This is a genomic window from Limobrevibacterium gyesilva (assembly GCF_025989185.1).
Taxonomy (GTDB): domain Bacteria; phylum Pseudomonadota; class Alphaproteobacteria; order Acetobacterales; family Acetobacteraceae; genus Limobrevibacterium; species Limobrevibacterium gyesilva.
The window spans coordinates 721747-744012 of record NZ_JAPDNT010000001.1 but is presented as its reverse complement, the minus strand read 5'-3'; the positions used below and the strand labels follow the sequence as shown (position 1 = coordinate 744012).

Sequence of the window (22266 nt, the reverse complement as noted above, 5' to 3'; positions counted from 1 at the left end):
AAAAGGCTGCGCACCTGGATTTGTCGTGTCTGGATTCCGGCGCGGCGATTATCTCGCGCCGCGCCGGCGTTATCGGATTATGGCAGCAGAACCGTGCTGCCCGTGGTCTTGCGCGCTTCCAGCGCCACATGCGCCGCGGCCGCGTCGCTGAGCGGGAAGCTCTGGTTGACCCGGATGGTCACCGCGCCCTTCTGGACGACGTCGAACAGGTCGGCGGCGGTGCGTTCCAGGTCGGCGCGCCTGGCGGTGTAGGTCGCCAGCGTGGGGCGGGTGACGTAGAGGCTGCCCTTGGCGCTGAGCAGACCGAGATCGAGCGGCGGCACGGGGCCCGAGGCATTGCCGTAGCTGACCATGAAGCCCAGCGGCGCCAGGCTGTCGAGGCTGGCCATGAACGTGTCCTTGCCGACGCTGTCATAGACCACCGGCACCATCGCGCCGCCGGTGATGCGCTTCACCTCGGCCGGCAGGTCGGCATAGCCGATGATGACGTGCGCGGCGCCGTTCGCCTTCGCCAGTTCCGCCTTCTCCGGGGTCGAGACCACGCCGATGACGGTGGCGCCCAGATGCTTCGCCCACTGGCACATGATCAGGCCAACGCCGCCGGCCGCGGCATGCACAACGATGGTCTCGCCGGCCTTCACCGCATAGGTGCGGCGCAGCAGGTATTGCGCGGTCATGCCCTGCAGCATCATGGCAGCAGCGGTCTTGATATCGATCGAATCCGGCAGGACCACCAGCCGGTCGGCGGCGATCACGCGCTCGGTGGCATAGGAGCCCAGGGGGCCGCCGGCATAGGCGACGCGGTCGCCCGGCTTCACGGTGGTGACGCCGTCGCCGACAGCGAGGACGGTTCCGGCGCCCTCCACGCCCAGGGTGGCCGGCAGGGTGGTCTTGTAGAGGCCGGTACGGAAATAGACATCGATGTAGTTCAGGCCGATGGCGGCGTGACGGATCAGGGCCTCGCCGGGTCCCGGCTCAGGCGTGGGCACATCCTCCCAGCGCATGACCTCGGGACCGCCAGTGGTGTGGATGCGGATGGCCTTTGTCATGGGTGATCCATTTGGCTGCATTGGTGAATCGAGGAGGTCCCTCAGCCCTGCCCCGGAAGCGGCGCCTTGCGGGCGCGCGCCTGAAGGGCACGGGTTTCGAGGGCGAGGAGATAGCGTTTGGTCGGGAGCCCGTCGCCGCCCGAATAGCCGCCGATGCCGCTTCCGGCAACGACGCGATGGCAGGGGATCAGGATCGGGATCGGGTTGCAGCCGTTGGCGCCGCCAACCGAACGCGGGCTGCCGCCCGCGCTGCGGGCGATGTCGCCATAGGTGCGTGTCTGCCCCGGCGGGATCCGGCACAGCGCATCCCACACGCGGCGCCGATAGGCGGTGCCGGCGGGGGCCAGCGGCAGGTCGAACTCCAGAAGCTCGCCGTCGAAATAGGCGTTCAATTGCGCACGGGCACGCAGCAGCAGCGGTGTTTCGGCCTGGTCGCGGCCCCAGCCCCAATCGAGCGCAACAATGGCCCCGTCCTCCTCTGAGACAGTGATGTCGCCGACCGGGGTATGCAAGGAAAGCTGGGGCACGAGTTGCGGTTCCACAAGGCAGCCCGGACCCTGAGCACGGATTCCGGAGCATGCCACGCACGGATGGCACCCCCAGCCGCGTCTGCTGTCAAGTCAGGGGGGCGGGGCGATGGCGCGCCGACAAGAAAGGCCCCGGCGCTACCGTCATCACATAAGCCACGCGCCGGATAGCCTTCCCGGCCGCGCCAGCAACACCCGCCCCATATCCGATCTCAACTGAGGGCTTTTGATGCAGCCAAGAAAGTAACGGATTGCAAAGGCTCCGCCTTTGCTGGGGTCCAGGGGCAACGCCCCTGGTCTTGACTTTTGCCGATAGGAAACCCGAGCCTCACCCGAGCGGACTCAACACCGGGGCACGAGCCTGCAACCGGCGGGTGAGCTCGGCGGGGTCGGTCAGGGGCAGGCCGCACACGCCGCCACGGCACAGATAGGCCGCCGCCTGCCCTCCCGTGGCCTTGCCATAGGCGGGGTGGGTGCTTGGCACCGCATCGGGGGTGCCGGCGCGAAGAACGGTCACGGCCGGGTCGGGTGCCGCGAGTGCCGCCGCCAGCAGGGCCTGGGTCGCGGGGGCGTTGGGCGCTCCGGTGACCACCACGGTGGCGCCGTCCTCCAGCAGGTCGGCCGCGGCCAGCAGCGTGGGCGCCGCGGAGAGGCTGTCACCCAGGCCACTGAATGCCGTCAGCGCTGCCTCGGCGCGGTCGCGCCAGCGCGTCTCGCCGGTGAGGTGATAGAGGCGCGCCAGCACCTCGGCCATCAGGCCATTGCCGGAGGGCGTGGCGTTGTCGGCCGGCGTGCGCGGCCGGCCTTCGGCGCCGAACGGCACGTCGGCGGCATCGCTTGCGGTCGTGAAGTAGCTGGCGCCGGCGTCGGCGAACCAGGTCTCGGCCGCCTCGACGATCGCGCGGGCCTGATCGAGGCGGACGACATCGCCGGTGGCTTCATGGAGTGCCAGGGCCGCCCGGGCCATCGCGGCCTGATCGTCGAGCATCCCCGCGGCAGTGACGTGACCGAGGCGCCAGGCATGCTGTATCCGCCCGTCTCCGGTCGACATATGCGCATGGATGAAGTCGAAAGCGCCGGCAGCGAGCTGCAGCCAGTCGCCGTGGCCGAACACCGAAGCGGCACGGGCCAGGGCGGCGATGGCGAGGCCGTTCCAGTCGGCCAGCACCTTGTCGTCCCAGCCGGGCCGGACGCGCGTCTCGCGGGCCGTGCGCAGCACCGCCCGTGCGCGTGCCAGGCGTTCCTCGGCCGCGGCATCACCGGGCGGGGTGACGCGACGCAGGATCGTGTGCCCCTCCCAATTGCCCGCGGCGGTCACGTCGTAGGCGGCCTTGAACGCGGGCGCATCGGGGCCGAGCTGCGCGTCCACTTCGGCTTCGGTCCAGACGTAGAACTTTCCCTCCTCGCCTTCGCTGTCGGCGTCTTCCGAGGCGGCGAAGGCCGAGAGCCCACCGATCGCCTGGGCGCGCATATTGCGCACCAGCCAGCCGACCGTCTCGGCGGCGCGGGCGGCGTAGAGCGGGTCGGGCGAATGGGCGTGCGCCAAGGCCAGCAGTTCGAGGAGCTGGGCGTTGTCGTAGAGCATCTTCTCGAAATGCGGTACCAGCCACTCGGCATCGGTGGCATAGCGGGCATAGCCGCCGCCGAGATGGTCGTAGATGCCGCCCTGGGACATCCGTTGCAGCAGCAGGTGCACGGCGTCCTGCCCAGGCTGCATCCCGGAGCGGAAGGCATTCTGCCAGAGGAAGCGGAAGATCGACGCATTCGGGAATTTCGGCGCGCCGCGCAGGCCGCCATGCACGGGGTCGTTCAGCAGCAGCAAGGTCGCGGCGGCGCGGTCGAGCGCCTCGGGGCCGATCATGGCGCCCGGACGCGCGGCCGAGGCGGCCGCCAGCGTGCGACGCAAGGCCCCGACATTCTTCTGAATGGCCTCGTTCTGCGCGTGGTAGGCGTCGGCGACACCGTGCAGGACCTGGCGGAAGGATGGACGGCCCCAGCGCGGTTCCGGCGGGAAATAGGTGCCGCCCCAGAACGGGTCGCCATCGGGGGTCAGGAACATGGTCAGCGGCCAGCCCCCCTGCTCGCCCAGCGCGTGCAATGCGGACATGTAGAGATGGTCGATGTCCGGCCGCTCCTCGCGATCCACCTTGATGTTCACGTAAAGCGCGTTCATCACCGCGGCAGTTTCGGGATCCTCGAAGGATTCATGGGCCATGACGTGACACCAGTGGCAGGCGGCATAGCCCACGGAAAGCAGGATCGGCCGGTTGGTGGCGCGCGCCTCAGCCAGCGCATCGGCCCCCCAGGGGCGCCAGTGCACGGGGTTGTCGGCGTGCTGCAGCAGATAGGGCGACGTCTGCTGCCGCAACAGGTTGTCCGGGGCGGCCATGGTGTGTCCTTGCGTCCTGTGTCGGCATCGCAGATAGGGTCGGCGGCGGAGTACCGATAGGTGCGCGGTCGCGATCGGTCGCTCGGCAGCAAGTGCACGGGCGGATTTTTTTGTTTCACGTGCGAGGACGAACGATGATCAGTTCGAGGCGGCCCGAAGATCCGCCGCTCTACTACGACGCCCACCTGTTCGTGTGCTGCAACCGCCGACCGGACGGGCATCCCCGCGGATCATGCGCCGCCAAGGGGTCGGAAAAGTTGCGCGACTACATGAAGGCGCGCGCCAAGGAAATGGGCCTGCAGCGGCTGCGGGTGAATACGGCGGCATGCCTCGATCGCTGCGCGCTCGGCCCCTGCATGGTGATCTATCCGGAGGGCATCTGGTATAAGATCGAGACGACCGCGGATGTCGATGCTGTTCTGGAGCGGCATGTGCGCGATGGCGGGCGGGCGGCGGAACTGATGCTGCCGGCGACCTGATCGTTTTATGATCGTATTTACTAACGAGACCGATACGATCTTCGCCGTCGCGTCCGGTGCCGGGCGCGCGGCGTTGACGGTGCTGCGGATCAGCGGTCCGGGCAGCGGCGCCGTGCTGGAGGCGCTGTGTCGGCGCCGCCCGGAGCCGCGCGTCGCCACGCTGCGGGTTCTGCGCGGCACCGACGATGCGGTGCTGGATCGGGCGTTGGTTCTCTGGTTCCCGGGGCCTGGCAGCTATACCGGCGAGGACAGCGCGGAACTGCATCTGCATGGTGGCCGTGCCGTGCTGGCCGCGGTGGCCGATGCGCTGGTGACGCTGGGCGCCCGGCCGGCCGAGCCCGGCGAATTCACGCGCCGTGCCTTCCTGAACGGGCGGATGGACCTGCTGGAGGCCGAAGCGGTCGCGGACCTGGTGGAGGCCGAGACGGCGGCGCAGCGGACCCAGGCATTGCGGCAGCTCGAAGGTTCGCTGGGTGGGGTGTATCGCGGCTGGACGAGCCGGCTGACACGGTTGCTGGCGCAACAGGAGGCGTTGATCGACTTTCCGGACGAGGACCTGCCGCCGCAGGTTGAAGCGGGAATTCGCGCGGAGATTGCGGCGCTTGCGGGCGAGGTCGGCGCACATTTGGATGACGGCCGGCGGGGCGAGCGGCTTCGCGACGGGTTGGTGTTCGTGATCGCGGGCCCTCCGAACGTAGGAAAATCCACACTTATCAATAGATTGGCTGAGCGCGACGTCGCCATCGTGTCACCGGCGCCGGGCACCACACGCGACGTGCTGGAGACGCGGGTAGACCTGGGCGGCGTTCCCGTGACCCTGCTGGACACCGCGGGATTGCGCGACAGCGCGGACGCAATCGAAGCCGAAGGGGTGCGGCGGGCGCGGGCGCGGGCGCAAGCGGCCGATGTCGTGGTGGTCGTGCAGGATGCTTCCTGCCCCCCGACTGCGCCGGGTATCGACGGCGCGCAAGGAGTGGTGATCCGCGTGGCGAACAAGATTGACCTTGCGCGGCCGGTCGGGGAGGACGTCGTCGGGATCAGTGCGCTCACGGGCGAAGGTCTGGATCAACTGCGGCAGGTATTATGCGATACCGCGCGGCAACTGACGCAGGCTGAGGGCCCCCCACCCCTCACCCGCGCGCGACATCGCAAGGCATTGCACGAGGCCCGATCGCGGTTGCAATCGGCCGGAGAGGCGGAGTTGCCGGAATTGCGCGGCGAGGACCTGAGGCTGGCGCTGCGCAGTATCGGCCGCATCACCGGGACGGTCGGGGTCGAGGACATTCTTGATTCCGTCTTCGGTCAGTTCTGTATAGGCAAATAGGCCGCCGCACGGGCGGCTATTGGCGAGGTAGAAAATGCGCTTCGATGTCGTCGTCATCGGCGGCGGGCATGCCGGTTGCGAAGCTGCGGCGGCATCCGCGCGCGTGGGCGCCCGGACGTTGCTGCTGACGCATCGGCGCGACAGGATCGGGGAGATGTCCTGCAACCCCGCCATCGGCGGGATCGGCAAGGGACATCTGGTGCGCGAGATCGACGCGCTGGACGGCCTGATGGGGCGTGCGGCCGATCGCGCCGGCATCCATTTCAAGCTGCTGAACCGCAGCAAGGGGCCGGCAGTGCGCGGGCCGCGTGCGCAGGCCGATCGCGGGTTGTATCGCCGTGCCGTCCAGGACCTGCTGGCGGAACAGCCGGGCCTGGAGATTCGCGACGGCGCCGCCGAGGACATCGAGATCGGGCCTGACGGGCGGCTTGCGGCTGTGATCTGTGCCGATGGCACGCGGATCGCCTGTGGCGCCATGGTTCTGACGGCCGGGACGTTCCTGCGCGGCGTGATTCATGTCGGCCATGCGAGCCATCCGGCCGGGCGGGTCGGTGAAGCGCCCTCGCTTGGGCTGGCGCTGGCGCTCGCGCGGCTTGGCTTGCCGCTCGGGCGGCTGAAGACGGGCACGCCGCCTCGGCTGGATCGGCACAGCATCGACTGGGACGGGCTCGGCGCCGATTGGGGCGATGCAGAACCCGAGCCGTTCAGCCTGCTGACCGCCGCGATCACCAATCCGCAGATTGCCTGCGGCGTGACCGCCACAACGCCGGCGACCCATGACGTCATCCGCGCCAACCTGGAGCGCTCGGCCGTGTATGGCGGCCAGATCGCCGGACGCGGGCCGCGCTATTGTCCGTCCATTGAGGACAAGGTCGTGCGCTTCGCCGAGCGTGAGCGCCACCAGATATTCCTGGAGCCGGAAGGGCTGCCCGGCAGCGCGGACGGCGACATCATCTATCCGAACGGCATTTCGACCAGTCTGCCGGAGGATGTGCAACGACAGCTATTGCAGACGATTCCTGGCCTGGCGCGGGCGCGCATGCTCCGGCCAGGCTATGCGGTGGAGTACGATTTCATCGATCCGCGGGCGCTGTCGCCGTCGCTGCAGCTCAAGGCCCTCCCCGGCCTGTTCCTGGCCGGCCAGGTCAACGGCACCACCGGATATGAGGAGGCCGCGGCCCAGGGGATCATGGCGGGAATCAATGCGGCACGGCAGTGCGGCGGCGCAGCGTCGGTCGCCCTCGACCGGGCCGAGGCGTATATCGGCGTGCTGATCGACGATCTGGTGACGCAGGGCGTGACGGAGCCTTATCGGATGTTCACCTCGCGCGCCGAATACCGACTGACCCTGCGCGCCGACAATGCCGATCTGCGGCTCACCGAGCGGGGCATGGATTGGGGGTGCGTCGACAGCGCCCGCGCCGCGGCGTTCGAGCGTGACCGGCGGGCGTTGGCGGATGCGCTGTCACGGGCGCGGACGGAGGGGCTTACCCCCACCGCTCTGCAGAAATTCGGCGGCTCGATCCGCGCCGATGGGCAATGGCGGACGGCGCTGGATCTGCTCGGGCATCCACAGGTTCCTGCCGAGGTGGTCGAGGCCGCGTTCCCCTGGCTGAACGATCTTGCCCCACGCATCCGCTCTCTGCTGGAGACCGAGGCGCTGTACGCGGGGTATCTCCACCGGCAAGAGGCGGATATCCGCGCCTTCCGACGGGACGAAGCCGCGGCGCTCAGTGCCGACCTCGATTATCGACAGATCGGCGGGCTTTCGACCGAGCTTCGGGAGAAGCTGAGCCATGTCCGACCCGCATCGCTCGGGGCGGCGGCGCGCATCCAAGGCATGACGCCGGCGGCTCTGGCCGCGCTGGCCGCTCATATCCGCAAGCATCACGCGCCGTCAGAGGCTGAGGCCTGTTTCACGTGAAACACCAGAATTCGACGCCAGTGGGTGTTTCACGTGAAACAGTCGAGCGTCTTCGTATCTATGCCGACCTGCTGCTGCGCTGGAATCGCACGATCAACCTGATCTCTCGCAAGGACGAGGGAGTCGTCTGGGACCGCCATATCGCCGATGCGCTGGCCCTGCTGCCTCTGCTCCCGCCCGACTTCTCGCACGCCATCGATCTCGGATCCGGCGGCGGATTGCCCGGGCTGGTTCTGGCCATCGCCAGCGGCCGCCCGTTCCACCTCGTCGAATCCGACCAGCGCAAAGCTGCGTTCCTGCGGGAAGCCGTGCGCGCCGCCGACGCGCCGGCAACCGTCCATGCCAGCCGCATCGAGATGGTCCGACTGCCGCCCGCACCCGTTGTCACTGCCCGCGCCCTCGCACCGCTGGCCACCCTCCTCGATCTGGCGGCGCCGCTGCTCGCCCCCGGGGGTTTTTGCCTGTTTCCGAAGGGCCGCTCCGCATCTGACGAATTGACGCAGGCCGCCGCCCAATGGCACATGCATGTCGACCGGATGGCCAGTCCGACGGACCCGGCCGCCTCCATCCTCCGAATCAGCGAGATCAGCCGTGTCGGACACAAGTCTTGAGGCAGAGCCGCACCCCGGTCCGCACCCGATTGCCGCAAGGGGCCCGCGAATCCTGGCCATAGCTAACCAGAAAGGTGGCGTCGGCAAGACCACGACCGCCATCAACCTGGCCACCGCCCTCGCCGCCACCGGCGAGAACATCCTGCTCGTGGACCTCGATCCGCAGGGGAACGCCTCGACTGGCCTCGGCCTCAGCCGCAGCGATCGCGGCGCCGGGACCTACTCGCTGCTGATCGAGCAGGTTGCTCCACACACCGTCGCCCGCAAAACGTTCGTGCCGAACCTGTCGATCATCCCGGCCGAACCCGACCTCGCTGGAGCGGAAATCGAACTGGTGGGCGAAGACAAGCGGGAATACCGGCTCCGCCGCGCCCTCCGCCCGGAGGCTGGTCACGCCGAGGACTATTCCTACATCCTCATCGACTGCCCGCCCAGCCTCGGCCTGCTCACCCTGAACGGGCTCGTCGCCGCCGACGCCGTACTGGTGCCGCTGCAATGCGAGTTCTTCGCCCTCGAAGGAATCAGCCAGCTCACCCGCACGATCGAGATGGTCAAGCGCGCGCTTAACCCCACCTTGCGGCTGCAAGGCATCGTCCTGACCATGTTCGATCGCAGGAACAACCTCTCCGACCTGGTCGCCGCCGACGCCCGGGGATTCTTCGGCGAACAGGTCTATGAAACCGTCATCCCCCGCAATATCCGCGTCTCCGAAGCCCCCAGCCATGGAAAACCCGTGATCCTCTACGATTTCCGCTCCCCCGGGGCGCAGGCCTATGTGCGTCTTGCCAACGAGCTGCTCCGCCGCGAGCGTGCCCGGCCGGCCGTCGTCGCATGAGCGCGAAGGAAGTCGGCCCCCGTCTCGGCCGTGGCCTCGCCGCGCTGATGGGCGATACCGCCGGCGCTGGTCCTGCCACATCGGCGGTCGTCGGAACCGCCTCCATCGCCATCGAGCTGCTCGAACCGAGCCCTTACCAGCCACGCGTGGCCATGGACCCGGAGGCGCTGTCAGACCTCGTGGAATCCATCCGCGCCCGCGGCATCCTGCAGCCCTTGCTTGCCCGCCCGCACCCCCAGGCCCCCGGCCGCTACCAGATCATCGCCGGAGAGCGGCGCTGGCGCGCGGCGCAGGCGGCCGGTCTGCATGAAGTGCCGGTGCTCGTGCGCGACCTCGGCGACGCCGAGGCCATGGCCGCCGCCCTGGTTGAGAACCTGCAGCGGCAGGACCTCAATGCCATCGAAGAGGCGGAAGGCTATCGGCGCCTGCTCGATGAGTTCGACATGACGCAGGAAGCCCTCGCGGAAGCCGTCGGCAAGTCCCGCAGCCATGTCGCGAACACAATCCGCTTGCTCAACCTGCCGTCCACTGTGCAGGCCGAGGTCAAGAAAGGCGCGCTCACCGCCGGCCATGCACGCGCCCTCCTGGCCCACCCCGAACCCGCGAAAGCGGCCCTGGCCGTAATCGCCAAAGGACTCAATGTCCGGCAGACCGAAGCACTCGCCGCCCATAAGCCAGACACGGCCACGGAGCGAGCCGGGCGCCGGAAAGACCCCGAAACCGCCGCTCTGGAACGCGATCTGTCCGAGCGTCTTGGCCTGAAAATCGAGATCGGCTTCGACGGCAAGGGCGGCACCATGCGCATCCACTACCGATCACTGGACCAGCTCGATGGCCTGATCGCCCTGCTCAACCGCGACTGATACCAACGGCCCTTGACGATGACCCTTCCATCGTCGAGGGCCGTTGGTATCGCGCGCCGGGTTGGTGGGCAAAGGCGCGCAAAATAACGACGCGTACCAGCGGTCATTCTTCATGGCCGCTGGTATGAGTGGTTCAGAGAAGGGGGCCTGGGGCGCAACGCCAGCCTGGTCTCCCGTTGCGCGCCTGTCTGCTCACCGGCGCCGGGCAGCCGCTCCGCGCTGGGCCAGGCCGATGACGGCGTTGCGGCAGATTGTCTCCGCTGGAGCGCCGGTTCGTTTGCAGGCGCGCTCGGCCTCCCAGGCACGAATGCACGCCTGATCCAGCGCCGCGGACGACCACAGGCTCAGCGCCCGAACAAAGGCGGCCTCGCGCCGGAAGAACACGGGCGGCCGGGCCGCCTTTGCCGCCTCGGCGGCGGTCATGCCGCCGGCCATCGCGGCCCGCGCACGTTGCAGCCGTTGCAGATGCCCCAAAGCGGCCCGCAAGACCCCCACCGGGGCCACGCCCTCCGCCATCGCCAACTCCAACGCGCGATCGGCCGCAGGCACATCCCCGGACGTCGCGGCGAACAGCGCGTCGTCCAGCGACAGGCCCGCCAGATCACCCACGCACATCCTGGCCGCCGGCAGGTCCACACGCCCGTTCTGGCCGGCATACAAGGCAAGCTTCTCGACTTCACTGAGCGTCACTGCCTGATCCGCGCCAAGCTGGCCACTCAGCCATTCCAGCGCATCCTGGTCCACCGCGATCTTGAACTCGGACAGCGTGCTCCGGATTGTCTGCTCAAGCGCGCGGCCCGCCACTGGATAGCAGGCGATCGCCACGGCATCGGCCGCACGCTCGATCAGGGTCCGCAGCTTCCCCCGCGCGGCAAGGCCGGGGGCCTCCAGCACCAGGAACCCCTGTCCCCGGCCGCCCAGCGCCGTCTGCACCGCGACTGTGGCGGCATCGGTCGCGTCACGGACCCGCACCACCCGCCGTCCGCCGGTCAGCGAGAGGGATGCCATCTCGTCTGCGATCAACGAGAACGAGTCCCGCTCCAGTTCGACAACGCGAAATGGATCGTCAATCGCCCCCGCCACCGCCCGCACCAGACGCGTCGCGCGGTCACGGATCAGGCCGACATCATCGCCATGCAGCAGCACCGCGCGGGCCGTGCCGGGATCGCGCAGGAAAGCCTCGATCCGGCGCGCTTCCAGCTTCATCGCGGCCGAGTGTCCTGCCGCCGACGTTCGCCGCAGCTTACGGCGGATGAAGGGGATAAGCAGGTCACTGAAAACAAAGAGAGAGTGTCCTGAAGCCGAGGCTCGCCGCCTATGGCAAACCTCGGCTTCAGGACACGAGCTCTTGCCATCGGTCTATCCGGCCACGACGAAATTGACGATCCGGCCCGGCACATAGACGCGCTTGACGATCCGGCGCCCTTCCAACAGGCCGGCCACGTGCGCCTCGTTGGCCGCGGCCGCCAACACGCTTGCCTCGTCGGCATGCGGCGCCACCTCGATCGTGCCGCGCAGCTTGCCCATGACTTGCACGGCGATCGTCACGGTTTCGGCCACCGCCAGCTCGGCATTCGCCTCCGGCCAGGGCAGATCCGCCACCAGCTGCCGCGAGCCGGGATGCAGACGCGCGTGAATCTCCTCGGCCAAATGTGGCATCATCGGCGAGATCAGCCGCGCTGTCGTCTCCAATGCCTCGAACAGGGCCCGGTTCAGCCCGGCGTCGTCGCTCCCGGCCGCTGCCTTCTCGGCATCCGTGATCGCATTGGCCAGCTCATAGATGCGGGCCACCGCGACGTTGAACGCAAACCCCTCCAACGCCTCCGTCACCGCCAGGATCGAATGATGGGTTGCCCGGCGCAGGCTTCGCGCCGCCGGCGAGAGTGGGCTTGTTGTGAACGAATCAAGAACACGCCCGGCTGCCGCCGTTTCGCCCAGGCCTTCCACCAGTCGGAACAGCCGCTGGGTGAACCGGTACGCCCCGACCACGCCGGCTTCCGTCCACTCCATGTCGCGTTCAGGCGGGTTGTCCGACAGGATGAACCAGCGGGCCGTGTCCGCCCCGAACCGCGCGATGATCTCACCGGGATCAACAGTGTTGCGCTTCGACTTGGACATCGCCTCGACGCGGCCGACCGTCACCGCCTCGCCGGTTTCGCCATGCACGACCGTGCCGTCCGGGCGCTTCTCGATCTCCTCCGGATACAGCCACCGGCCGTCGGTTCCGCGATAGCTCTCGTGGGTCACCATCCCTTGCGTGAACAGGCCCAGGAACGGCTCCTCCACGCAGACATGCCCGGTCTCCTTCATCGCGCGGGTAAAGAAGCGCGAATACAGCAGGTGCAGGATCGCATGTTCGATGCCGCCGATATACTGATCGACCGGCATCCAATGATCCACCGCCGGGCGCAGCACCGGCGCGTGCGCCTGCGGGCTGCAGAACCGGGCAAAATACCACGAGCTGTCCACGAACGTGTCGCAGGTATCGGTCTCGCGTCGTGCCGGCTTGCCGCAGGACGGGCAGGCCACGTGCTTCCAGGTCGGGTGGTGGTCCAGCGGGTTGCCGGGCTTGTCGAACGTCACGTCCTCCGGCAGGCACACCGGCAACTGCTCGTCGGGCACGGGCACCACACCGCAGCCGTCGCAATGGACCACGGGAATCGGGCAGCCCCAGTAGCGTTGGCGGCTCACGCCCCAGTCACGCAGACGCCAGTTCACCACGCCTTCGCCCGCGCCCAACCGCTCCAGCGCCGCGATCGCCGCCGACTTCGCCGCGTCGGGCGCCTGCAACCCGTTCAGGAAGCCCGAGTTGATGATCGCCCCGGTGCCGTCATGCGCCTTGTCGCCGATACTGAATGCGGCCGGATCCTCGCCCGGCGGCAGCACCACCGGAACGACAGGAAGGCCGTATTTCCGGGCGAACTCCAGGTCGCGCTGATCATGCGCGGGGCAGCCGAAGATCGCGCCCGTGCCGTATTCCATCAGCACGAAATTGGCGATCCACACCGGATAGGTGGCGCCTTCGATGAACGGATGCGCCACCCGCAGGCCGGTGTCGTAGCCTTTCTTCTCCATCGCCTCGATCACGGCCTCGCTGGTGCCCATGCGCCGGCATTCGGCAACAAAGGCCGCAGCGCCAGGGTCGCGCGCCCCCGCCGCCGCGGCAAGCGGATGCTCGGGCGCGATCGCCAGGAACGACATGCCGAACAACGTGTCCGGTCGGGTGGTATAGACCTCGACCTCGCGGATCGGTCCGGCCGCGCTCTCTGCGGGCGACGTCAGCGCGAAGCGCAGCTTCGCCCCCTCGCTGCGGCCGATCCAGTTCGCCTGCATCAGCCGCACGCGCTCCGGCCAGCGGTCCAGCCGGTCGAGTGCCGACAACAGCTCCGGCGCGTATTTCGTGATCTTGAAGAACCACTGGGACAGCTGCTTCTTCTCGACCAGCGCGCCCGACCGCCAGCCGCGCCCGTCGATCACCTGCTCATTGGCCAGAACGGTGCCGTCAACCGGATCCCAGTTAACCCAGCTTTCCCGCCGCTCCACCAGGCCCGCGCGCATGAAATCCAGGAACAGCTTCTGCTGGTGGCCGTAATAGGCGGGATCGCAGGTCGCGAACTCGCGCCGCCAGTCCAGCGACAGGCCCATGCGCTGCAGCTCCGCGCGCATGTTGGCGATGTTCTCCCAGGTCCATTTGGCGGGATGGATGCCGCGCTCGCGCGCCGCGTTCTCCGCCGGCAGCCCGAATGCGTCCCAGCCCATCGGGTGCAGCACGGAAAATCCGCGCGCCCGTTTGTAGCGGGCCACGACGTCGCCCAGCGTGTAGTTGCGCACATGCCCCATGTGGATCTTCCCGCTGGGATACGGGAACATCTCAAGGACGTAGTATTTCGGCTTGCCGTCGGTCGGCACGTCCTCCACGCGGAAGCAGTTGCGCTCCGCCCAGGCTTGCTGCCAGCGCGGCTCGGCGGCGCCGAAATCGTATCGCGGCTCGGCCGGCGTCGTGGCGGCGCGCGGCGCGGCCGCGACAGGCGTGTCGGTGGTGGGGATGTTCATCAGGCTCTCGGGGCGCATTTTGACGGAAACGGCGGGATGCCTGTATCCGTCAGATCAGCGCCAACGGCAACCCGCGACAACGCCGGCCCCTCTCGACGCAGGCCCGATCGGCCCGCGCCGCCCGAATCACGTGAAGGCTGCGGCCCCCCGGCGGAAGCGCCGGGATCAGCCGCCGGCGGACTGCGCCCGCAATTCGCGGGCCCGCGCCAGCACCTTGTTCTCGATTTCCGACACCACACCGGGGCTGACCGGCGCATCGACCCACTGCCCGCCCTGCAGCACCTGGCGGAAGATCGACACCTTCACGCCGTCGGCACGCAACTGCCGGCCCAGGATGTATGCGGTCGCCTTGAAGCGCTCGCCGCTGCTGGCCGGCTGGTACCAATCGGTGATGATCACCCCGCCGAACGGGTCGGCGGATGCCAGCGGCATGAACGACAGCGTGTCCAGAGTGCCGCGCCACAGATACGCGTTCACGCCCAGCGCGCCGCCCTGGTCCTGCTGCCCGCTGTTCTTCTGGCCAATCGAGAACAGGCCAGCATCGCCGAAGGCCACCCCGCGCGCCGCGCCGGAATAGCGCGGATCGTTGTATTCGTCGTCCTGCACGGGGCGGGAGTTGGCGCAGGCCGACAGCACCACCATGGCGGCGAGCAGAGCATACGCGGGACGCAAGCTGGAGATCATGTTGAGCCTGTTCAAGCCTGTGCGAAGAAGGCGCCTGTCGTGGGTGGAACCTTTAGCCGAGCCCCGAGGCTACGCCAAGTACTACCCGATGCCAGAGAGCATCGCCCGGCACAACCGGAAATGAAAAGGCGGCGGGGAAGATCCCCGCCGCCCGTTCAGGCCTTGGATAAGACTGGGTCTTACCAGTTCATCAGGGTGCCGACGCCGAAAGCCTGCGCCTGCACATTGTTGCGGACATTCGTGCCGGTCGCGCCGGTGCCGAAGTCGAAGCCGCTCTCGTGACGCTGGCCGTAGATGTAGGAGGCGAACAGCGACACGCCCGGGGTCAGCTGATACGTCGCGCCGACGGCCACGCCGGATTCGTTACGCATCCCGGTGGTCGCGGCGGTGCTGCCGCCCGTGTAGCTCCTGAAGTAGTGCGAGCCGACCGTGATCGCCCCGGTCTGGTACTGGGCACCCGCGATCCACGCCGTGGCGTTCGGCTGGCCGACCGGCTTCAGGCCGAAGCCGCTGCCATTGTACGAACCGTTCTGGACGTTACCGCCGAAGCTGAAGCCGGCATAGCGGATGGTCGCACCGAGGTTCAGGATGTCCTGGTTCTTGAAGTTGGTGGCAACGATGCCGCCGTTCTTCACGTAGCCAGCACCGATGTAGCCACCGGCAACCTGCACGCCGACGCCGCTGAACGTGCCGCGATAGCGGATCTGGGCCTCGATCATGTTGGTCTTGCGGCCGATGTCGCTGGCGAGGACCGACGAGGACTGACGATCGCACCCGCCGGCGCCGGTGGTGCAGCCGCCGCCGTTGTTTTCCAGCGCCGAGGTGTTCGGCGCGTAGCTGACGCCGAAGTCAAAGCCGTAGAACGACGGCGACAGATAGACGACCTTGTTGCTGCCGTACAGCGCGCTCTGGCTCGGGAACGGATAGCCCGGGGCGGCGTTGCCGGGGATGAAGCCGGGCATGTCGCCGTTCCAGCCGCCGTCGTCGAAGCCTTCGAACGTGCCCGTCAGGAACAGGGTGGCGGGGCCGTCGGTCTGGCCGAAACGGAACGTGCCGAGCTGGTCGCTGCCGATATAGCCGGTGGCGCGGCGAACGTACAGCGTGCTGGCGGTGGTGTTGCCGCCGACGCTGGCGCCGACCGGCGAGGCGTAGTTCTGGCGGAACTCAAGCAGCGCGCCATACTTCATGCCGTTCTGCAGCACGCCCTCGAAGCCGGGGTACAGACGGACATAGCCCTGCATGGACTGCGGGGCGAGCTTGCCGCCGCCGAAATTGTCCAGGCTGCTGCTGGCAACGCCGGCATACCACACGAAGCGGCCGTTCAGGCGGACGGTCAGGGTGCCAGGCGTCGTCGTTGCGGCGGGAACGGTCGCCAGATAGGCCGCATCGGCCATTCCGGTCGACAGACCCAGCGCAGCGAAGCTGGCCAACATTAGCTTACGCATGAAAGTCTCCTTGCATGCCGGAAAACCGGCGACGTACCAGATCCCGCCTCCTGTCCCATGGAATGCTCTGTCGTTCCTCTAACAGAAGCATTCCCATGGGATGAGGCAGCCGGATCGGGCGCGGATATTGGCGGCCGTCGCACGGGCCGGCAATCGCCAGAACGTGAGCGGCATGGCAATTCCGAAACACTGTGGCGTAATCGCCACAGTCCTTCTCTATTCGTTATGAAATGGAGTGGCGGGGTTTCGGCTTCCCGGCCGGCGCGCCGATGGACCGTGATGCCGGAGCGCCTGGCGCTCGGGGGATACCCGTCGAGCGGGTCGCGCATCTTGCGGCGAACTCGGGGCGCAACCCGCCCCGGTCAGATCCGCCGTATCGGCGATGCGCCCTGCCTGAAATGAAAAGGCGGCGGGGAAGATCCCCGCCGCCCGTTCAGGCCTTGGATGCGACTGGGTCTTACCAGTTCATCAAGGTGCCGACCGCGAAGGCCTGGCCCTGCACGTTGTTGTGGGCAGAGCCGGGCAGGCCGGTGGCGAAGTCCAAGCCGGTCTCGTGGCGGTTGCCGTAGATGTAGGAGGCGAACAGCGACACGCCCGGGGTCAGCTGATAGGTGCTGCCGACGGCCACGCCGCCTTCGTTGCGCATGCCGGTGGTCGAGGCAGCGCTACCGCCGGTGTAGTTCTTGAAGTAGTGCGCGCCGACCGTGATCGGCCCGGTCTGGTACTGGGCGCCCGCGATCCACGCCGTCGCATTCGGCAGGCCGGCTTGCTTCGCACCGAACGAGCCGCCGTTGTACGACCCGGTCTGCGCGTTGCCGCCGAAGCTGAAGCCGCCGAAGCTGATGGTCGCGCCGAGGTTCAGGATGTCCTGGTGCTTGAACTGGCCAACCAGGGGGTTGCCGCCGTTCTGGACGACGCCGGCGCCGATATAGCCGCCGGCGACCGCGAGGCCGACACCGCTGAACGTACCGCGATAGCGGACCTGCGCTTCGACCATGTTGGTGCGACGGCCGATGTCGCTGGCAGCGAGCGATGAGGTCTGACGATCACACCCGCCGGCCAGGCCGCCGGTGGCGCACCCGCCGCCATTGTTCTGCAGCGCCGAGGTATTCGGCGCATAGCTGACGCCGAAGTCGAAGCCGTAGAACGACGGCGACAGGTAGACGACCTTGTCGCTGCCGTACAGCGCGCTCTGGCTGGGGAACGGATAGGCCGGCTGCGCGTTGCCGGGGAGGAAGGCCGGCAAGTCGCCGTTCCAGCCACCGTCGTCGAAGCCTTCGAACGTGCCCGTCAGGAACAGGGTGGCGGGACCGTCGGTCTGGCCGAAGCGGAACGTGCCGAGCTGGTCGCTGCCGATGTAGCCGGTGGCGCGGCGAACGAACAGCGTGCTTTGCGTGGTGTTGCCGCCGACGCTGGCGCCGACCGGCGAGGCGAAGTTCTGGCGGAACTCAAGCAGCGCGCCATACTTCATGCCGTTCTGCAGCACGCCCTCGAAGCCGGGGTACAGACGGATATAGCCCTGCATTGTCTGCGGCGCGAGCTTGCCACCGTTGACATTGTCCAGGCTGCTGCCGGCGACACCGGCATACCACACGAAGCGGCCGTTCAAGCGGACGGTTAGCGTTCCAGGCGTCGTCGTCGCGGCAGGCACGGTGGACAGATACGCCGCCTCCGCCATTCCGCTCGACAGGCCCAGTGCCGCCATACTGGCCAGCAGGAGCTTGCGCATTTGATCCTCCAAAAATCATCGGACGTAACGTCACCGGGCAAGCCGGCGGACTTAGCAGGCCCCGCCCCGTCTCCGACCTGATGCTTCGTCACCGCCGATGCATTCCGTAACGGGTGGGGGCAGCCAGACCGTGACGAATTATTGGCCCCCGGCGCGTCAGCCCGCAATCGTCAGAACGGGGATGACATGGCATTTCCGAAACAGTGTGCTACATTTGCCACAGACACGTTACCGATGGCATGTACTGCCGTGGCGTTGGAGGTCGGTAGATCGAACCCACGGCCTCTCCCGAGGACCCCGACGGCACGATCGCTCTCTGTTTCGTGAGCCACGTTCATCGGCTCGCCATCACGAAACCGCGAGTACTTGCAGAGGACTCAAGTTCCGGGATTTCATTCCCAACTCTACCTGTCCGCTTTCGGTCAAAACCCTTCGGCAACGATGCTGCCAAGCCACATGGGCAGGCCAAGGCGTTTACACATCATGTGTCATATTTCGCCTTTATGCGCTTTTTTGTAACACACCCCCGGCCCTTTTCGGCAGGGCGAGCCTATGTTCGTTGGTTCAACGCACCGATTGCGCCGGCGCCGGCGCATCGTCCGCGACCCAGGCGGCGCACCGTGCCGCCGTCGATCCCGCCCAGGGCGGCAACGGCAAAGCGTGCCCGGCCCGCGAGGGCGCTCCAACGCAGCGGCCCCAGCGCCGCCGCCCCGGGATGACTCGCCGTGGCGAAGGCCGGCGACAGGAACACAAGATCCGCCTTCGCGCGGGCCGCCCGCCGCAGTTCCACCCTGTCATGCGCCGAGCTGGTCACGATCGGCCATGCGCGCGGCATGCCCGGCAGATGCCGCCCGCCGCGCAGGTGCAGCCCGGCCTGCAACGCCGCCGCCAGCCGCCAGTCGCCCGCCACGACCAGCACCAACCGGCGCTGCCGGCAGATCGCCGCCAGCCGCCGCCCGAGCGCCGCGCGCCCGGCATCGCCATCGTGGCGCAGCACCACCCCGCACAACCCGCGCGGCAGCCGGGCCACCGCGGGGCAGGGGTCCGGCAGGCGCCGCTCATCGGTGAACAGCCACAGCGGCGGCAGTGCCGCGCCCCCGCCCTGCAGGCGATGCCGCTGTCTTGCCTTGACCGAACGCGCCCAGGCGACAAGCCTATGGTCCATGAACATCCCTCTTGCCGCCGCTCCGCACGCCGTTCCAGCCGAAGCCGACGCCTATAAGCACGTCGCCGGCAATCTTCGCACAGTCCTGGACCGCATCGCCGCCGCCGCCCGGCGCGCGGGCCGGCGGCCGGAGGAGGTCACGCTGGTCGCGGTTTCCAAGACCCACCCGGCCGCAGCCGTCCAGGCCGCACTGGCCGCGGGCCAGCTCCATTTCGGCGAGAACCGCGTGCAGGAGGCGGCCCAGAAATTCCCTGCCCTGCGCGCCGCCCATCCGTCGCTGCGCCTGCACATCATCGGGGGCCTGCAGACCAACAAGGCACGCGACGCCGTGCGCATCGCCGACGTGATCGAGAGCCTGGACCGGCCCCGCCTGGCCGACGCCATCGCCGACGCCATCCAGAAGGAAGGCCGCGCGCCCGCGCTGCTGATCCAGGTGAATGTCGGCGACGAGGCGCAGAAATCCGGCATCTCCCGCGCCGACACCGACCGTTTCGTCGAGGCCTGCCGCGGCCGCTTCGGTGCCGCCCTGGCCGGGCTGATGTGCATTCCCCCCGCCGACGCCGACCCGGCCCCGCACTTCGCCTGGCTGGCCGGGTGCGCGGCACGGCACGGCCTGCCGGTCGTCTCGATGGGCATGTCCGGCGATTTCGAGACAGCGATCGCCCACGGCGCCACCCATGTACGCGTCGGCACCGCCGTGTTCGGTGCGCGCGGCTGACCGGAAGGGGGCGGCTCGCCCCGGCCGCTTTACTTGCGCGCCGCAACACCGCGGCGTATCGGGCGAATCTGACGCGGCAGAGGTTGGCGGTGATAGAAAGCTGGGCAAGGCGAACCCTGGGCACTGCGGGCCAGTGTCATGCAACGCGGTCTTATGCAACTCCGGGCCATGAGCGCCCGGCCGGGAGCGGGTCATGACGGTTGCGACAGCCGGTGTCGTCGGCACCGCCCGCCCGGGCGTCCGGGTGGCCACCCTGCTGGGTGTCCTCGGGGTGGTCTACGGCGATATCGGCACCAGCCCGCTCTACGCCTTCAAGGCCGCCCTGGAACATTTCAAGGACGGGGGCGTTCACGACTGGGAGGTGCTGGGCCTGCTGTCGCTGATCTTCTGGGCGCTGGTGCTGGTGGTCACGGTGAAATACGTGCTGTTGGTGATGCGTGCCGACAATCGCGGCGAGGGCGGCATCCTGGCGCTGATGGTGCTGGCCCAGCGCGGCGTCACCGGCGCGCGCATGCGCAGCGTCCTGGCGCTGGTCGGCATCGGCGGCGCCTGCCTGTTCTTCGGCGATGGCGCGATCACGCCGGCGATCTCCGTGCTGTCGGCGGTCGAGGGGCTGGAAATCGTGACGCCGAGCCTGCAGGAGTTCGTGCTGCCGCTGTCCGCCGTGATCATTGTCGGACTGTTCGTCATCCAGTGGCGCGGCACCGGCAGGGTCGGCAGCCTGTTCGGGCCGGTCATGGCGGTGTGGTTCTGCGTGATCGGCCTGCTCGGCCTGATCCAGGTCGTGCAGAAGCCCTACGTGCTGCTGGCGATGTCGCCCAGCTACGCCATCGAAGTGATGGTCCACGACAAATGGGTGGCCTTCGTCGCCCTTGGCGCGGTGGTCCTGGCGGTGACCGGCGCCGAGGCCCTGTATGCCGACATGGGCCATTTCGGCGCCCGGCCGATCCGCCAGGCCTGGCTGCTGTTCGTGCTGCCGTGCCTGGTGCTGAACTATTTCGGCCAGGGCGCGCTGGTGCTGGCCGACGCGAAGGCGGTCGAGAACCCGTTCTTCCTGCTCGCTCCCGCCTGGCTGCGCCTGCCTTTGGTGTTCCTGGCCACCGCGGCGACGGTGATCGCCAGCCAGGCGCTGATCTCCGGCGCCTACTCGGTGGCCCGGCAATGCGTGCAGCTCGGCTTCCTGCCGCGACTCACCGTGCGCCACACCAGCGCCACCGAGGAAGGCCAGATCTACGTCCCGCAGGTGAACACCGCCCTGATGATCGGCGTGCTGATCCTGGTCTTCGCCTTCCGCACCAGCGATGCGCTCGCCGCGGCATACGGCATCGCCGTCACCGGCACCTTCATCTGCACCTGTGTCCTGGCCATCGTGGTGTTCCGGCGCCAGTTCCACTGGTCGCGCACGGCGACTCTCGCCGCCTTCGGCGGCTTCTTCGTCATCGATGGGGTCTTCTTCGCCGCCAACGCGCTGAAAGTGCCGGAAGGCGGCTGGGTGCCGCTGGTGCTGGGGCTGGCGCTCATGGGGCTGATGACGTCGTGGAAGCGCGGCCGCGACCTGCTGTTCGACCGCTGGAAGCAGGACAGCCTGCCGCTGGCCTCGTTCCTGGTCAGGCTGCCGCAGTCGCGCACCATCCGCGTGCCGGGGATGGCGATCTTCCTGACCGGCAATCCCGACTACGTGCCCGGCGCGCTGCTGCACAACCTGAAGCACAACAAGGTGCTGCACGAGCGCGTGCTGTTCGTGACCGTGCAGAACCAGGACGTGCCCGAGGTGCCCACCGAGGAGCGCGCGACGGTCAACGAGTTGGCGCCGGGCATCCATCGCGTGGTCATCCGCTACGGCTTCATGGAAAGCCCGAACCTGCCGCGCGACCTCGCCGCCCTGCGCACCGAAGGCGTGAGTTTCGAGCCGATGCAGGCCAGCTATTTCCTCGGCCGCGAAACCCTGGTGCCGGCCAGCGTGCCGAAATTGCCGGTCTGGCGGCTATGGCTGTTCCTGGTGATGGCGCGCAACGCCGTCCCGGCGACCGAGTTCTTCCGCATCCCCAGCGACCGGGTGGTCGAGCTGGGCGCACGCGTGGCGATCTGAGGGAACGCAGCGAATGGCACGGGTGGTCATGTTGCTTGCCTTCGCCCCAGGCCTGCCGGAAGGCGACCTGTCCGACCGGCTGGAATTGTCGGTGCCGCTGACACCGCAGGGGCACCTGGACGAGAGCACCGCCGATCTGCCGCCCTGGAGCGTTTGCCGCACCGAGCCCGACGGACGCCGGCAGGCGGCGGAGCTGTTGCGCGAAGGGGAAAGCTGGGTGCTGCGCCGGACCGACGTTCAGGATGCGCCGCTGTGGAATTTCGAGAGCCAGGTGCTGCGCCCCGGCGAATACGTCACGCTGCGCCGCCCGACCGGGGACGAGCTGGTCTTCCGCATCGTCGACGTGCAGGACGACTGATACCAACGGCCCTTGACGATGACC

General features: G+C 68.2%; 18 protein-coding genes. 9 read left to right on the top strand and 9 right to left on the bottom strand.

All coding sequences use genetic code 11. The features are described 5' to 3' along the window. Window positions 1–77: 77 nt before the first annotated feature. The 3 genes from OL599_RS03610 to OL599_RS03600 form a co-directional block, all read right to left on the bottom strand. A complete protein-coding gene (locus tag OL599_RS03610; protein WP_264712233.1) occupies window positions 78–1049 on the bottom strand; it encodes a quinone oxidoreductase family protein in 972 nt (323 codons plus the stop codon). Between the two features lie 41 nt (window positions 1050–1090). Then, window positions 1091–1576 carry a methylated-DNA--[protein]-cysteine S-methyltransferase gene (locus OL599_RS03605; RefSeq protein WP_264712232.1) on the bottom strand — a complete coding sequence of 162 codons (486 nt, stop codon included), beginning with the start codon at window positions 1574–1576 and terminating at the stop codon, window positions 1091–1093. Between the two features lie 328 nt (window positions 1577–1904). Further along, on the bottom strand, window positions 1905–3965 hold the full coding sequence (locus tag OL599_RS03600; RefSeq protein WP_264712231.1) for a thioredoxin domain-containing protein: 2061 nt from the start codon (window positions 3963–3965) through the stop codon (window positions 1905–1907). A 134-nt stretch (window positions 3966–4099) separates the two neighbouring features. Here OL599_RS03600 and OL599_RS03595 point away from each other — a divergent pair, with 134 nt between their 5' ends. From OL599_RS03595 to OL599_RS03570, 6 genes are read left to right on the top strand one after another with little or no spacing between them, the layout of a single operon-like run. Then, on the top strand, window positions 4100–4444 hold the full coding sequence (locus tag OL599_RS03595) for a (2Fe-2S) ferredoxin domain-containing protein (protein WP_264712230.1): 345 nt from the start codon (window positions 4100–4102) through the stop codon (window positions 4442–4444). Between the two features lie 7 nt (window positions 4445–4451). Beyond that, window positions 4452–5768 carry a tRNA uridine-5-carboxymethylaminomethyl(34) synthesis GTPase MnmE gene (gene mnmE, locus OL599_RS03590; RefSeq protein WP_264712229.1) on the top strand — a complete coding sequence of 439 codons (1317 nt, stop codon included), beginning with the start codon at window positions 4452–4454 and terminating at the stop codon, window positions 5766–5768. A gap of 34 nt (window positions 5769–5802) precedes the next feature. Then, window positions 5803–7692, top strand: a complete 1890-nt coding sequence (gene mnmG, locus OL599_RS03585; RefSeq protein ID WP_264712228.1) for a tRNA uridine-5-carboxymethylaminomethyl(34) synthesis enzyme MnmG — start codon at window positions 5803–5805, stop codon at window positions 7690–7692. After that, the gene (rsmG, locus tag OL599_RS03580; protein ID WP_264712227.1) at window positions 7689–8303 is read left to right on the top strand and encodes a 16S rRNA (guanine(527)-N(7))-methyltransferase RsmG; all 615 of its coding nucleotides are present in this window, start codon (window positions 7689–7691) and stop codon (window positions 8301–8303) included. Before mnmG ends, rsmG begins: the two co-directional genes overlap by 4 nt. Before the next feature lie 28 nt (window positions 8304–8331). After that, window positions 8332–9138 (top strand): ParA family protein, encoded by an 807-nt coding sequence (locus OL599_RS03575; protein ID WP_264712330.1) that lies wholly within the window; start codon window positions 8332–8334, stop codon window positions 9136–9138. Then, window positions 9135–10001 carry a ParB/RepB/Spo0J family partition protein gene (locus OL599_RS03570; protein ID WP_264712226.1) on the top strand — a complete coding sequence of 289 codons (867 nt, stop codon included), beginning with the start codon at window positions 9135–9137 and terminating at the stop codon, window positions 9999–10001. The genes OL599_RS03575 and OL599_RS03570 overlap by 4 nt, the downstream gene beginning before the upstream one ends. Before the next feature lie 192 nt (window positions 10002–10193). Here OL599_RS03570 and holA read toward each other — a convergent pair whose 3' ends face one another. The 6 genes from holA to OL599_RS03540 all read right to left on the bottom strand — a co-directional run bounded on the left by holA (window position 10194) and on the right by OL599_RS03540 (window position 19077). Further along, window positions 10194–11207 carry a DNA polymerase III subunit delta gene (gene holA, locus OL599_RS03565; protein ID WP_264712225.1) on the bottom strand — a complete coding sequence of 338 codons (1014 nt, stop codon included), beginning with the start codon at window positions 11205–11207 and terminating at the stop codon, window positions 10194–10196. 153 nt (window positions 11208–11360) lie between these two features. Beyond that, window positions 11361–14054: a leucine--tRNA ligase gene (leuS, locus tag OL599_RS03560; protein WP_264712224.1), complete on the bottom strand. Its 2694-nt coding sequence runs from the start codon at window positions 14052–14054 to the stop codon at window positions 11361–11363. 165 nt (window positions 14055–14219) lie between these two features. Next, window positions 14220–14738, bottom strand: coding sequence for a DUF3576 domain-containing protein (locus OL599_RS03555; protein WP_264712223.1), 519 nt, complete (start codon window positions 14736–14738; stop codon window positions 14220–14222). Window positions 14739–14917: 179 nt separating this feature from the next. Then, a complete protein-coding gene (locus tag OL599_RS03550; RefSeq protein WP_264712222.1) occupies window positions 14918–16183 on the bottom strand; it encodes a porin in 1266 nt (421 codons plus the stop codon). 457 nt (window positions 16184–16640) lie between these two features. Continuing rightward, window positions 16641–17912 (bottom strand): porin, encoded by a 1272-nt coding sequence (locus tag OL599_RS03545; protein ID WP_264712221.1) that lies wholly within the window; start codon window positions 17910–17912, stop codon window positions 16641–16643. 550 nt (window positions 17913–18462) lie between these two features. Next, window positions 18463–19077, bottom strand: a complete 615-nt coding sequence (locus OL599_RS03540; protein WP_264712220.1) for a thiamine phosphate synthase — start codon at window positions 19075–19077, stop codon at window positions 18463–18465. Between OL599_RS03540 and OL599_RS03535 the strand changes: the two genes are divergently transcribed. From OL599_RS03535 to OL599_RS03525, 3 genes are all read left to right on the top strand, one after another. Beyond that, entirely contained in the window at window positions 19076–19795 is a 720-nt protein-coding gene (locus OL599_RS03535) for a YggS family pyridoxal phosphate-dependent enzyme (protein ID WP_264712219.1), read from the top strand. The genes OL599_RS03540 and OL599_RS03535 overlap by 2 nt on opposite strands. A 193-nt stretch (window positions 19796–19988) precedes the next feature. After that, window positions 19989–21884 carry a potassium transporter Kup gene (locus tag OL599_RS03530; RefSeq protein ID WP_264712218.1) on the top strand — a complete coding sequence of 632 codons (1896 nt, stop codon included), beginning with the start codon at window positions 19989–19991 and terminating at the stop codon, window positions 21882–21884. Window positions 21885–21897: 13 nt separating this feature from the next. Next, complete coding sequence (locus OL599_RS03525) at window positions 21898–22242, top strand: hypothetical protein (protein ID WP_264712217.1); 345 nt, start codon at window positions 21898–21900, stop codon at window positions 22240–22242. Window positions 22243–22266 lie beyond the last annotated feature (24 nt).